We start from the raw sequence: 13,088 nt of genomic DNA, 5'->3' as shown, positions 1-13,088 counted from the left end.
AAGAAAAATTTTCAGATTGCAGAAAACTGTTAAAACACAACTGCCAAAGACGATTGATTTTAATAAAGTTTAGAACCCCAACCCAGTTTATTGCGCAGCACATTAAAATAACTGTAGCCCGGCGGATGGACCAGTTTTAGTGGTTTTGGATGTTTGCGGATGACGATTTCATCACCCGGCATCACCGCCAGAATGACGTGGCTGTCGCAACTGATTTGTAAGTGGGCGTCGTTACTTGGTGCGACTTTTAAACGGATTTCGCTGTTGCCGGAAACCACCAGCGGCCTGCTGCTTAAGGTGTGCGGGAACATTGGCACCAGGCTCATCGCATCCAGTTCTGGCGTTAAAATCGGACCGCCGCCAGATAAGGAATAAGCGGTTGAACCGGTTGGGGTGCTGACGATCAGACCATCGGATCTTTGGCTAAAGACAAATTCGTCATTGATATAGGCTTCAAATTCAATCATATGCGCGACTTTGTCGGCATGTAATACCGCTTCATTGACCGCGCTGTTGCTGCTTTTAATACTGTCATGGCGATGCACTTCAATTTCCAGCAAGTTACGGTGTTCATTCACGTAATTACCGGCCAGTACTTCGGCCAGTGGAATTTGAAAACTTTCCGGTGATAAATCGGTTAAAAAGCCCAGATTACCGCGGTTGACGCCCAGCACCGCCACGCCAAATCGGGCGAGAACTCTTGCGGCGCCCAGCATATTGCCATCACCGCCAACGACGATGGCTAAATCACAATTTTTACCCAAATCAACTAAATCCATCGCCTGCACACCGTCCAGGCCAAGGGAGCCGGCGACTTTTTCTTCGACATAAACCTGTAGCTGATACTGTTTCAGAAAATGATAAAGACTGACCAGCGTGTGGTTGGCACCCTGATGATTGGGCTTGCCGATCAGGCCGATAGTTCGAAAGGCGTGGCTCATAGCTTGTTGATCCAGCGAAAGTTTGGCTTTGAGTATACGCAGCACTCACGCTCTGTACCAGTAGCAAACAGGGCAACTGCTGCTTGTTAAACCACTGCAGTTGATTTTTTCAGCCAAGGCCCCACTATAAGCAAGTGTTTAGTCAAAGGTGGCAGTATGACGCTTGGCCTGAGTCGATCAGAATTGATCCTGAAATTAATTGTTGAGCAGTATCTGGCAGATGGTTCGCCGGTATCCTCGAAGGCAATTTCAGAACATACCTCGTTGCAGGTCAGCTCTGCCACAGTGCGTAACACCATGATGCAGCTTGAGCAACTCGGTTTGATCCGCTCACCACATACCTCGGCCGGGCGTATACCGACCACCCAGGGCATCCGGTTATTTATCGATAAAATGTTGCAGCTGGAACCTTTACCTTCACGCTGGCTCAGTGAAATGCAGCAGAATCTGCAACCACAGCTGCCGGTGTCGTTATTGTGCCAAAAAGCCGGGCAGTTGCTCGCCAACCTCACCGGTCTGGTTAGTATTTTTAGTCCGCCGAAAAGCAGTGGCCGGGTGATCCGGCAGGTGGATTTGGTGCGGTTAGCCGCCGATCGGCTGTTATTGGTGGTGATTGACGAAGAAGGCGATATTCTGCACCGGGTGTTATCACAACAACAAAGTGTTGATGCGATGACGTTAAGTCGTGCTTTGTGTCTACTCAATGCGGCTTTGTGCGGTCAGCAATGGCTGGATGGTATTTCCAGGCTGGCGCTGATGTTAAAAACCGAAACCGGCGCTATTGCCGGGCTGTTGCAAGGTGTGATGGGGCAATTAAGCCTCGATGAGTTGCAGCAGAACCAACCCTTGGTATTTGGTCAACACCATTTATTGCAAGCGGCTGAATCGCAAAAAGATCCGGCATTACAGCAGGTGATCCAGTTGCTGGAACAACCAGCATGTCTGATGAGTTTATTAAAACCACTGACCTTAGATGACAGCACCAAGTTAATTCTTGGCCGCGAGTCGGGCATTGCGCAATTGCATAATGTCAGTGTGATCACCGTCCGTTATCAGGCAGAGCCGCATCGCTATCTGGCGCTGCTTGGCCCAAGACGGATGAACTATGCGCGATTAATCCCGTTGGTTGAGGCTTGTGGGCAACAATTGTCAAAGCACTTGAATCAGCCAAAACAATCCCCATAATAGCCAGACTTAAGTTTTGAGACCTGGGTTTGGAGTAGTTAATCGATGAGCGAGCAAGAAAAAGTGCAAAACGAACAGCAAACAGCAGCCGAACTGGCAGCGGAGCAGCAAACCACAGAGCAAGCCGGCGAGCCGGTGCAGTTATCAGGCGAGCAGGCGATCATTGCAAAATTGGAAGCTGAGCTGATTGCGGCAAAGCAACTGGCCGCTGATCAACAGGATCTGGCATTGCGGGTGAAAGCCGAAGCTGAAAACAGCAAACGTCGTTCAGCACAAGATGTTGAAAAAGCACATAAATTTGCTCTGGAAAAATTCGCTGGTGATTTATTACCGGTACTGGATAATTTAGAACGTTCGTTAAGTTTTATCGACCGTGACAATGAAGCCGTCAAAGCTTTAGCCGAAGGTGTCGAGCTGACCTTAAAAGGCATGCTGGATACGGTGGCGAAATTCGGTGTGCAACAAATTGACCCGCAAGGTCAGCCGTTTAACCCGGAATTCCATCAGGCGATGTCTATTCAGCCAAATGCCGATTTAGATGCCAATACCGTGATTTTTGTGATGCAAAAAGGCTATGAACTCAATGGCCGGTTATTGCGTCCAGCGATGGTTGGTGTGTCGAAAAAGCCTGATTAATTAGTATTTTTTTTGAAGTAAAAAAGCCGGATTTTGTTCCGGCTTTTTTGCAGCTGCTATTTGTTCATTTCAAAATATACAATCAACCGCTCCCGAGAAAATCGGAACATCAACTGACTTTAAATCTGCCCACCAAGCCAAACAGCGTATTCGACAGCTGTTTAATTTGCGCCGACAACTTCTCATTACTTTCAGCAATACCGCCCGCAGCGCTGGCCTGATCATGCAAGGCATACAGATTTTTGGTAATTTCCTCGGACACCAGACTTTGTTCTTCAGTGGCTGCCGCGGTTTGCGTTGCCATATCGTTGACCCGGCGCGATGATTCCTGCAGCTGATGAAACACTTCATCAGCTTTGGCAAAAAACTCCAAAGTACGATCGGCATTGGCTTTGCCGCTATTGATGGCGCCGGACGCTTGATTGACCCGGCTTTGCAGGCTCTGGATCATTTCCTGAATATGATTGGTGCTTTGTTGGGTGCGCGATGCCAGAGTACGCACTTCATCGGCAACCACCGCAAAACCGCGGCCTTGTTCGCCAGCCCTGGCCGCTTCAATGGCGGCATTGAGTGCCAGCAAGTTGGTCTGATCGGCAATACTTCGAATCACGTCCAACACCGAGGCGATATTTTCAGAACTATTCTCCAGTTCAGTGGAACAGCTCAGCGCCATATCGACATCACTGGACAGTGCCGTCATGCTTTGATTGACACTATTCACCACTTGCAGGCCCTGTTCGGCATTGCGGCTAGCAAGATCGGCTTCATGTGCTGAATTGGTGGCTACCACCGCCATTTCTTTATTGGCGATGGTCATTTCATGCACAGCGCTGACAATTGAATCGGATGCCACATTCAGTGAATTGGTGATGTTTTTGCTGTTATTTGCCGACTGCGATAAATGTTCGGTCAGCTGACTGAGCTGTCCGGCTTGTTGCAGCACTGAAGCAATCAACTGGCACAAATTGGCGACAAAACCATTAAATTCGCGAGCCAGATCGGCAAACTCGTCGCGGCTTTGCACGTTCAGCCGAGCCGTTAAATCTCCTTCACCCGAAGCGATTTCATTGATGCGCCGGGTCAGGAAGTTAATTTGTCCGGTTAAGGTGCGCGGGATTTGATAACTGAACCAGCCGGCAATCAGCAAAATAGTCAACGTGATGCCGTAGGTTATCCATTGAAAGCGCGAAATAGAAGCGGTGAGTATTTGCTGTTCAGAAATGGACTTTTGCAAAGCTGCATCACCGGCTTCATCCAGTACCGCGCGTAATGATGAAAATTTTTGTTCTTCATCGGCAATCAGTGCCTGTAAATCGGCTTGGTTATCGGCAGCGCCAATCAAACTGTTGGTGCTTTGTAGCCACTGCGAAAACTCCCGGTCAAAGCGGCTGAACTGACTAGTGACATCAGGGTAAGCTTTTAAATAACTTAGATATTCGCCAAAACGTCCTTTGACTTGTTCGGCGTTTTCGGCGACATCTTTTCGCTGCTGTTCAATATCGCCAAACTTGTTCAAAAAGTGAGTGGTGGCCAGTTTTGCCTGATAAAGATCACGATCGGCGTTTAAGACCACTGAAATGGCTTTGAGGAAATTGTCGGCCTGCGCGTCCAAAGCGCTGCGTTGCATTGCTGATAAATAACTAAACATCGACACCACGATCAGTAGCGTAACGCCGAGCATCAGCATGGGAATGGTGCTTTTCACTCTGATACTGTGAAAGTTCATCTTAAGTTCCTTGTCCTGAGTGTTGTTGTGCCGCAAGTATGGGCACGGATTGAAGATTTCTCCAATTTGTTGGCTAATTTCTGCTGGGATTATTTTCTAAAATTGCAACAAACCTTGCTGTACAGTGCTTTGAATTTGTTCGGTTTGCGCCAGGCGTTGTTGCCAGTGTCTGGCAATTTCCAGCGGTTGACCGCTTAATTTCAGCTCTTCTGCTGCCAATTGCCAACGCTGCACTTCGCTGCTGTGAGTTTGGCGCGACATCAGCAACCAGACTTCTGAGCTGTGAAAATGGAGTACTGGCTTAAATTCATCCGGCTGATGGCCGGTTTCTTTGAGCAAATATTGCATGCCCTGCGGCTCGTAAGCGATGGCCGTTAAGCGGCCACTGCGTAGTCTGGCCAGGTTCTGGGCGTGGCTGGCTGAACTATGCAAATTGGTAAAGCCTTGTGCGGTCAGCCATTCTTCGCGGACATCACCGCGGACCACGCCGATACTGTCCAGATTACGCAGTTCATCCAGATTGTTGATTTGCAGCGGGCTGTCTTTGTGGACATAGACCACCCACCTTTTTCGCAATAACGGCATGATCCAGTGATATTTTTGTTCCCGATCCTGTGTTCTGGAAAAGCCAAATAACAGCACATTGGGTTGGCGAGCCGCAGTCAATAACACCCTGGATTCCGGCATGATTTGAATATCGCTGCGATCCTGTATTTGTTTTTGCAGTGCCTGCACCAATTCGGTGGCATAACCGCTTAGCTCACCGTGGCTGTTGAGATAGCTGGCCGGCGGTTCAATGACTGTCAGAATTTGGATCGGGGGTTGTGGTTCGCTGGCATTAGTGAGCGGCGGAAACCAGCTGAGCAGAGTTAAAAAGACTATAGCAAACGGTGCTGTCGTGAGATCGCAATAAAAAGCGCGCATGATCAACCTCCTTGTCCATAAAACAGAGCCTAGCGGGTATTCGCGGATCTGCAAGTGAACTGCTGTTGACGAAATGTGCCGATAGTGGCCAAAATTGTTGAACAAATCAGCAATCAGCAGGCGCGCCATGGTGATAGCAGCAATGTGCTAATTTATTGCAACCAAAAGTCTCGAATTTACATTACGGCAACGGTATGATGCCAGGCCGCAAGCCGTTGCATCGCGCTTTATATATGTGGTGTTTTACCAGAAAAACGATTGAATTTAATGACCTGCATTGATGGTTCACCCAGTGATCCTAAAACTCCAGGCTTCAAGGATGTATGCATGAACAAAAAATATGGCCTGTTGGCACTGTGTTTCAGTCTGCTGTTTGGTTGTGGTGGCGGCGGCAGTGGTGAAAATGCTGCACCGCCGGTGAGCGAACAACCAACCAGCATCAACTGGCAACCTACTGCAGGAGCCGACTGGCAAGTGAGCACGGCGACGGCGGAAGGCTTAAATAGCAGCTTGCTGGATCAGGCGTATCAGGCGGGTCGCAACGAAAATGGTTTATATGCCGTGCTGGTGGCAAAACGTGGTTTGTTGGTGGGCGAGGCCTATTACAACGAGAAGAAAGCCAGTGATTTGCTGCATTTACGCTCTGTCACCAAAACGCTGGTGGCAACGTTGATTGGGATCGCCATCGCCGAGCGCAAAATTCAAAGTCTTGACCAACCCATCAGCGATTTTTTGCGCGCAGATTATGGCAGTTTACTGAACAACAAAGCCGATATTACGCTGCGCCATCTGCTGACGATGAGTTCTGGTATTAGCTGGGACGAAAGTCAGTTAAGTAGCTATACCGAATGGGAAACCTCATCCGATCCAACACGTTATGTGCTTGAACGCAACCTGCTGAACACGCCGGGTCTGCAATTTAATTACAATTCTGGCGCCAGCCATTTGTTGTCGGTGATCCTGACCAAAGCCACCGGCATGAGTACCGAAAGTTATGCGCGGACTAAATTATTTACGCCGCTTGGTATCAATAGTTGGAACTGGCCAAAATTACGGGATGGCTTCACCAATGGCGCAGCCGGTTTGCAGCTGACGGCGCGTGATTTAACCAAGTTGGCGGTGCTGTGGCAACAACAGGGTCGCTGGCAGCAGCAACAACTGGTTCCGGCAAGCTATCTACTGACAGCAGCAGAATCACAGCGGAATTTGCGCTCCAGTGTCGGCGGGCTGAATTTAACCGGCTATGGTTTTTTATGGTGGTTGGGTGCCGATAACGGCAGGCCACTGCAACTGGCCTGGGGTTATGGCGGCCAGTTTGCGCTGACGTTACCAGCGCAAGATGTCACCATCCTGGTGATGGGGCATAACGTTCCTTCGAATGTGCGGGATCAGGAGCGCCGGTTGATGGAATTAGTGGTGCAGAAAATTCTGCCGGCCATCCCGCAATAATTCGAAGTTGCACCTGCTACAGCTTCGCTGCCAGATCATGTGGCAGCGTGGCTGATAGCGGAAATAATCGGTCGTATCCCCAGTGATAGACGTAACCATACACCAGATAAAACAGCATAAACGCCAAATCCAGCAGCAAGGCCTGCCACAAGCTAATTGCCAGCAACCAGGCGGTTAACGGTAAAAATAAAATCAGTAACCCCGCTTCGAATGCCAACGCATGCCACAGCCGTTCACTTAACGTTTTTTGCCAGCGGCCGCGTGGGATCAGGTAATACCGGTCAAACCACAGATTAAACTGATAGTTCCACCAGGTCGCCAGTAGCGACATGATCACCGCCAGACCACCCAGTTGCAGCAACGGTTTGTCCAATAACCAGGTGGTGACTGGTACCAGCAATAGCAAACCGATGATTTCAAAAGCTAAAGCCATCCGGATCCGATCCGGCAAGGTGCGATTCAGCTGTGTTGGTTGCGACATAATCATATTCCTGTATAGCAAAACGACTTGATTTACCGCTGATATTATCTGTGTTTTACTGGCAGATAAAGTTGGAACCTATCAGGAAAACAGATAGATGAATCTGCAACAATTACAAACATTAGCCGTGGTGGTTGAAACCGGTTCTTTTTCGGCGGCAGCACGCCGGCTACAAAAAGCCCAGTCGGCAGTCAGTAATGCCATTGCTGAGCTGGAAATTGATCTGGGGATTGTCCTCTTTGATCGCAGCAAAAGATACCCGCAACTGACTGCGGCGGGTGAGCGGGTGTTACAACAGGCCTTATTGATTAACACTCAGTGTCAGGCGCTTAGCGAATTAGCCGCTGGCCTGGCCGATGGTGAAGAAAGCACGTTGACGCTGGCGGTGGATGATGAAGGGCAGTTGCCGTGGCTGGCGCCAATTCTTGCTGAATTTGCGCTGGTATTTCCGCGATTGGAACTGCGATTGTTATTTCCGCTGCTGGAAGATTTGACGCTGTTATTGCGTCAGGGCGATGCCGATTTGGCAATTAGTTATCAGCCGTTGTCGCCACCCGCCGATGTCGAGCGCTGGCCATTGCAGGCGATTCATTTTGTGTTGTTGGTGGCGGCCACGCACCCGTTGGCGGCTTTTGTGGAGGATGGGGTGACAATAAACCAGTTGCAGCAGCACCGGCAATTGCTGGTCACCGATCGCTTGCAAGGGGTCGAAAAACAACGCGGCCGGTTAGCGGCCGATGTCTGGTGGCTGGAAGGTGATGTGGCGGTGCTGGCGCTGGTGAAACAGGGCCTTGGCTGGGCCTGGTTGCCGGAGCCGTTGGCACAGACTGCTTTGACAGAGCGTCCGGCGGCGTTGGTGCCACTGCAATTGCAACCAGCGTCGGGATTACCTTCGTCGATATTGCCGGTACAACTGGAGTTGTGGCGTCAGCGTGGAAAAACGCCGGGGCCAGCGGCGCGTTGGTTGTTAGCGAGATTACTCAACAGAGCCTAAGATGGTTTTATAGCAACTCGCGCCAAACGAAGGCCGCCAGCGGATGTTGTTGTTTTTTCAGCTCCCGCACAAACAACTGCGCAATCCAGCTAGCGCCCTGGGTATTTAAATGGGTGTTATCGGTTTTGCCTTCTGGAAACTTCTGATACAAACCGGCCGGTACCTGAATAAAGTACGCCTGACTGGCGGCCAGACCAAAACGGCTGATGTCGGCGCAGCTTTGCGCATTGAGATCAAACAGCGCCACTTTTTTGCTCGCAGCCACTTCACGTGTGGCTGCGGCATAGTCGGCGAGGTTATTTTCCAGTTTGCCAGTTGCATCAAAACTACGGCGGCAAATTGGCGTTGCCAGCATCGGGATCGCGTCTTTGGCGCGCACTTCAGCGATAAAACGGCTCAGCAGTTGCGGGTAGGCGGAATCAGCCGCGGCGTAGCGGCTTGGGTCGTCCTGTTTTTGGTCGTTGTGGCCAAACTGGATCAATACATAATCACCAGGCTTCAGCTCGGTCACCAGCAATTGCCAGCGCCCTTCGTTTAAAAAACGCAACGTGCTGCGACCATTGGCAGCGTGGTTGATAATCGACAATTCCGGCAGCATAAACTCCGGTAACAACTGACCCCAGCCACGCTCCGGATAGGCCAAATTGACTTTATCGGCCATGGTCGAATCGCCGACTAAATGCAGCCGTGGTGACGGCAGATCGGTACTGGTGCCTTTGGGAACGGGTTGACTCATGGCGTGAACACTCGAAAGATAAAAACAAAGCACGATGGATAGCAAAGCATGATAAAGAAAATTCATTGGCAGTTCCGTTTAATTTGAATTTGGTTTTGAATGTGGGGCTGGTTTTGAATTTTGTGCTGGTTTTGAATGAACATCTTTGGCTTGCTGCAGCCACATCCTGATTTGTTCTAGCTGTACTTCTGGTTGCCATTGCCCGCCAAAGGTCCAATCGGCATTGATCTGCGCCGCTTGCGTTTTGGGTAAATTATCAGCTAACCAAGAATAAGCCGGTCCTTGATTTTGATAAAAATAATTCCTATCGCCATATAAATTGGGTTGATCGCGTTTTGGATCTTCCGGATAAGTGCGACGGAAAATTGGCTGGTCGGCAAGCTCCGGGCTAAAGCTGTTGTGCAGTAAATAAAACTGCCCATCATAATGGCGCCGCCCCAGCTGAAAACCCTTGGCGCCTTTAAAACTGGAGTGCATCACCACCAGTTTTTGTGCCGGGTTTAACTCGCCGTCATGCCATAAGGTCGCCGAATTATTCTGATTGATAAATTCACTATGGGTGATAAAAGCGGTGCCCCTTGGACACACCATATCGACCCGGCCACGGAACTGACAATAGCTGTGGTAATACATGCCATTGGTTTTATTCCACAAACTTAAAGTGTCGGCGCCAGAAGTGAGTAAGGCGCAGTGATCGGTAATGATGCGGGTGGCTTGTTCAAAACCGCGCACCGCAAACTGATGTTCAAAGCGGTCCGGATCCTTTGGGTTTTCATCGGCGTAACTGTTGTGCACTGTTAAATCGAGCAGGGCGATATCGGAGCTTTGGATATTGACCACTGCTGCGCCCCAGTCCTGGCTCAGTGCTTTACCGGTCGGGAGCTTGCCTGTATCGGCTGTTGTTGTATCCGCGGCGGCCTGACGTTTTAGAAAATGTTGCCGCAGTTCCGGATATTGCACAATCGTTTGCTCGCGACCCATGCCGACCAGCACCACTTTATCGCGCACTAAAAAGATTTTTTCGCGATAAGTACCAGCGGCCAGTTGCAGCACCACCCACTGCGCCGGATCGGGCGCCAGTGTTGGCAGTGCGTCCAGCGCTTGCGTGATGGTGCGAAAAGTGCCGGTTTGGTGGTGCTGATCCGACGGCGCGGCGATCTGCAGGATCAGCGGAGGCGGGTTTGTGTTGGCGATTGCAACCGGATCTGCAGCATTCACCATCACTGCAGCTAGGCTCACCAGCAGCACCAAAGCAACACGCCAGCAAAGCTGGCGCGTCATTTTTTTGATCAAGTACAAGCGATTGCTCATCACGATTAGTGGTAACAGCTGTGGCATCAGTTTTTCAGCAGCTGCGACACCTGGATGCCCGCCATGATAAAAGGCGCAGTACCTTTGCTGTCGTTGCGGTAAATCGGCTCGCTCATGTAATAGTGGTAACTGCCATCACGGCCAGCACCAAGACCGGCCACCTGAACCATCTTGGTCAGACTGATACTTTGATCCGGATGCACCAGCACAAATTCGTTCAGCAGAGCCTGATAAGCTTTGACGGTCGCATCGCGGTATTGTTGGCCTTGTAAATAGCCTTTGTTTTGCGCTTTGGCCAGGAAATACACAAACATGCTGCTGGCGCTCGATTCTAAATAATTACCACGCTCACCGGGCTTGTCAGTGATTTGCCACCAGACGCCTGAGGCTGGATCCTGATAACGCAGCAGCGCATCAGCCAGTTCCGGGATCATCAAAAGCAGCGGTTGACGCAGTTCAGTGCTGGTCGGCGGAATACGATCCAGCACGTCTACTAAGGCCATGCCGAGCCAGCCGATACCACGGCTCCAGAAAAACTTCGAACGGCCAGTCGCTGGATCGGCCCAGTTCATGCTTTTAGATTCATCCCAGGCGTGAAAATACAAGCCGGTTGCCGGGTCACGCAGCATCTCACGGCTCACTTCAAACTCATGCACCACTTGTTTTAAGCTGGCACCATTTTCAAATAACTGGCTGTAGTAGGCGAGGTAGGGCATGCCCATATACACGCCATCCAGCCACAGTTGATGCGGGTAGATTTTTTTGTGCCAGTAGGCGCCATTGCTGGTTTTTGGATGGTCTGTTAACTGTGCACGTAGCTTATCCGCAGCCAGCTGATATTTGGCATCACCGGTTTTTTCGAACATCCGCAGCAGCACCGAGCCGCTGTTGATGCTGTCGATATTAAATTTGCTGGCATCATAACTATGAATAGTGCCATCGGCTGCGACAAAACTGTCGGCCATTTTGCTCACTGCCGCTTGGTATTCTGGCTTAGGTGCCACTTGATTGAGATCGTCATAAGCCTGCACTAACAAGCCAGTGGTGTATTCAAACGCCACCGGCCGGTCACGCTCGCTGTCCCAGCCACCCCAATAATATTGGCCGGCCTGACGGTTTAAGTCGCTATCAGCAAAACGGGTACTCCAGGCTAAAGCGCTGGCGCTGGTCAGTGGTTGATCGGTTTGGGTTTTGCTGAGTGTCGTTTTTAAAGTCAGGCGTGGCGCTAAGGTCAGCTTTTCCACTTCCTGCTGTAAGTAGTCGACAAACTGTTGCTGGTTCTGGATACCGTTTAGTTCATGTTGCCAGGCGCCAACAAAATAGTACTCCAAATGTTGCCCAGACACGTCCATCACCGCGACATGGCTATTGGCATCGGACGTCAGTTTTTGCAGTTTGCCGCGCTTAAACAGCAGCGCCATACCTAAGTTCGCGCCGTCCAGACTTTGCTTGCCGTAAGTGGCGAGATAAGTGTAGGTATGACCGCTGCTTTCCAGCGTGCCGGTCAGCACTTTTACTTTGCTATCGGGGGTATCAGGAAATTTCACGATGCCAATGGCTAAATTGTCCAGTGGCTGACTAAAGCTAAGCCGGTTTTGCAGCAAACGGCTACCGGCAGTCATCGATAAATGCGCCTGAATATTCAGGGTTTTACCGGCGACCTGCCAGTTTTTATAGTCGATGGTGAGCGCACTATAGAGTGGACCATTTTCGACGATGGTAGCGGTGTGACCAGATAGTTTGGAGACTAGTTCAACCGCTTCGCCATTCCAATAGCCAAAACCACCGGCGCCCAGGGATTTGCCGACTTTGAGTACATCCATGCCCCAGTCTTGTGGTTCGTGGTAGGACTTGTACCCATCAAGCCCGACCTGATGCAGTACCGGTTTGCCGGTTTTATTACCAAAAATATCAAAGCCGTTACGCCAGTCGAGGTAAATGCGATAACCCACTTTATCCGACTCAATGCCCGGGCCTTCGTAGCGGATAAATTCACTGTGATCGGTATATTGCGGCGGTGGAGTCAGGCTTTGTACGTTCTGGAAAGTACCGCCAATATATTTACCGTCTTGCCACTGACCACCGGATTTTTCAGAAATTTCTGCCTGGGTCAGCTGTGGTGCTGTTGCCGGTTCACCTTGTTGGATCAGCAGTTCTTTCGTGCCGCCAGCGCTAAAATCCGGGGCCACTAACAGGCTGTCTTTCTGACCATCACCATCCCGGTCAATTAATTGCGACGGCAGCGCTTGGCCGGCCAATTCGCTGACGCGTAGGTTTTCACCAGGTTTTAACGTCACGCCTAAATCGGTGAAAGGTAACAATACCGCTTGCTGATTGCGGGCAAAATCGGATGGATTATCAATCCGCAGATTGGCGATAGTGGCGCTGGCCAGTGCCGGCGTTTCGGCTGCTGGTGCCGCAGCTGCGGTCGAAGGTGCAGCCGCATCAGGTGCTGGCTGCGAGCAGGCGCTAAGCAACACACTCAGGCTGGTCAATAAAATTATACGGTTAGGCAGAAAATTCACAAAAAGCCCCTGATCTATCGTTCAAAAACAAAGTCAGCCTAAACAGGCTGACCTCTTATCTATAGATAAAGTATCCCCTAAATCATTGACGAGCTGGGTAGGCGGCAACTAAGTGAATCTGGTACGCCAGTCCGATCCAGAGCATAGTGAACTATGCGATTGGACCGGGCTGGCGCACCA

11 protein-coding genes are annotated in these 13,088 nt (G+C 50.5%); 4 read left to right on the top strand and 7 right to left on the bottom strand.

What is annotated here, in order from left to right; all coding sequences use genetic code 11:
• Positions 1–59 precede the first annotated feature (59 nt).
• Positions 60–986, bottom strand: coding sequence for an NAD(+) kinase (gene nadK, locus A5320_RS02235; RefSeq protein ID WP_231916642.1), 927 nt, complete (start codon positions 984–986; stop codon positions 60–62).
• Between the two features lie 111 nt (positions 987–1,097).
• Between nadK and hrcA the strand changes: the two genes are divergently transcribed.
• Together hrcA and grpE are read left to right on the top strand one after the other, a co-directional pair.
• Positions 1,098–2,126, top strand: coding sequence for a heat-inducible transcriptional repressor HrcA (gene hrcA, locus A5320_RS02230; RefSeq protein ID WP_068060351.1), 1,029 nt, complete (start codon positions 1,098–1,100; stop codon positions 2,124–2,126).
• A 45-nt stretch (positions 2,127–2,171) separates the two neighbouring features.
• The gene (gene grpE, locus A5320_RS02225) at positions 2,172–2,762 is read left to right on the top strand and encodes a nucleotide exchange factor GrpE (protein WP_068060348.1); all 591 of its coding nucleotides are present in this window, start codon (positions 2,172–2,174) and stop codon (positions 2,760–2,762) included.
• Between the two features lie 109 nt (positions 2,763–2,871).
• Here the strand turns inward: grpE and A5320_RS02220 are convergent, their stop codons facing one another.
• Both A5320_RS02220 and A5320_RS02215 read right to left on the bottom strand, forming a co-directional pair.
• Positions 2,872–4,488: a methyl-accepting chemotaxis protein gene (locus A5320_RS02220; protein ID WP_068060345.1), complete on the bottom strand. Its 1,617-nt coding sequence runs from the start codon at positions 4,486–4,488 to the stop codon at positions 2,872–2,874.
• A 96-nt stretch (positions 4,489–4,584) separates the two neighbouring features.
• Entirely contained in the window at positions 4,585–5,412 is an 828-nt protein-coding gene (locus A5320_RS02215) for a substrate-binding periplasmic protein (protein WP_068060342.1), read from the bottom strand.
• Positions 5,413–5,739: 327 nt separating this feature from the next.
• Between A5320_RS02215 and A5320_RS02210 the strand changes: the two genes are divergently transcribed.
• Positions 5,740–6,861 carry a serine hydrolase domain-containing protein gene (locus tag A5320_RS02210; protein WP_068060339.1) on the top strand — a complete coding sequence of 374 codons (1,122 nt, stop codon included), beginning with the start codon at positions 5,740–5,742 and terminating at the stop codon, positions 6,859–6,861.
• Between the two features lie 16 nt (positions 6,862–6,877).
• Here A5320_RS02210 and A5320_RS02205 read toward each other — a convergent pair whose 3' ends face one another.
• Positions 6,878–7,342, bottom strand: coding sequence for a PACE efflux transporter (locus A5320_RS02205; protein WP_082971483.1), 465 nt, complete (start codon positions 7,340–7,342; stop codon positions 6,878–6,880).
• Positions 7,343–7,439: 97 nt separating this feature from the next.
• Between A5320_RS02205 and A5320_RS02200 the strand changes: the two genes are divergently transcribed.
• On the top strand, positions 7,440–8,336 hold the full coding sequence (locus A5320_RS02200; RefSeq protein ID WP_068060333.1) for a LysR family transcriptional regulator: 897 nt from the start codon (positions 7,440–7,442) through the stop codon (positions 8,334–8,336).
• A gap of 7 nt (positions 8,337–8,343) precedes the next feature.
• Here A5320_RS02200 and A5320_RS02195 read toward each other — a convergent pair whose 3' ends face one another.
• The 3 genes from A5320_RS02195 to A5320_RS02185 form a co-directional block, all read right to left on the bottom strand.
• The gene (locus A5320_RS02195) at positions 8,344–9,072 is read right to left on the bottom strand and encodes a rhamnogalacturonan acetylesterase (protein WP_068062868.1); all 729 of its coding nucleotides are present in this window, start codon (positions 9,070–9,072) and stop codon (positions 8,344–8,346) included.
• Between the two features lie 78 nt (positions 9,073–9,150).
• Positions 9,151–10,410: a hypothetical protein gene (locus A5320_RS02190; RefSeq protein WP_068060330.1), complete on the bottom strand. Its 1,260-nt coding sequence runs from the start codon at positions 10,408–10,410 to the stop codon at positions 9,151–9,153.
• Positions 10,410–12,908, bottom strand: a complete 2,499-nt coding sequence (locus tag A5320_RS02185; RefSeq protein ID WP_068060328.1) for a glycoside hydrolase family 88 protein — start codon at positions 12,906–12,908, stop codon at positions 10,410–10,412. The genes A5320_RS02190 and A5320_RS02185 overlap by 1 nt, the downstream gene beginning before the upstream one ends.
• Between the last annotated feature and the right edge of the window lie 180 nt (positions 12,909–13,088).

The organism is Rheinheimera sp. SA_1, assembly GCF_001669775.1.
Lineage (GTDB): Bacteria > Pseudomonadota > Gammaproteobacteria > Enterobacterales > Alteromonadaceae > Pararheinheimera.
This window is presented reverse-complemented; position numbering and strand designations above follow the sequence as displayed.

Bases quoted from the DNA above. Each gene is read 5' to 3' on its own strand.
- hrcA (WP_068060351.1), top strand. From the start codon at position 1,098: ATGACGCTTGGCCTGAGTCGATCAGAATTGATCCTGAAATTAATTGTT.
- A5320_RS02210 (WP_068060339.1), top strand. From the start codon at position 5,740: ATGAACAAAAAATATGGCCTGTTGGCACTGTGTTTCAGTCTGCTGTTT.
- grpE (WP_068060348.1), top strand. From the start codon at position 2,172: ATGAGCGAGCAAGAAAAAGTGCAAAACGAACAGCAAACAGCAGCCGAA.
- A5320_RS02195 (WP_068062868.1), bottom strand. From the start codon at position 9,072: ATGAGTCAACCCGTTCCCAAAGGCACCAGTACCGATCTGCCGTCACCA.
- A5320_RS02220 (WP_068060345.1), bottom strand. From the start codon at position 4,488: ATGAACTTTCACAGTATCAGAGTGAAAAGCACCATTCCCATGCTGATG.
- A5320_RS02190 (WP_068060330.1), bottom strand. From the start codon at position 10,410: ATGCCACAGCTGTTACCACTAATCGTGATGAGCAATCGCTTGTACTTG.
- A5320_RS02215 (WP_068060342.1), bottom strand. From the start codon at position 5,412: ATGCGCGCTTTTTATTGCGATCTCACGACAGCACCGTTTGCTATAGTC.
- A5320_RS02205 (WP_082971483.1), bottom strand. From the start codon at position 7,342: ATGTCGCAACCAACACAGCTGAATCGCACCTTGCCGGATCGGATCCGG.
- A5320_RS02200 (WP_068060333.1), top strand. From the start codon at position 7,440: ATGAATCTGCAACAATTACAAACATTAGCCGTGGTGGTTGAAACCGGT.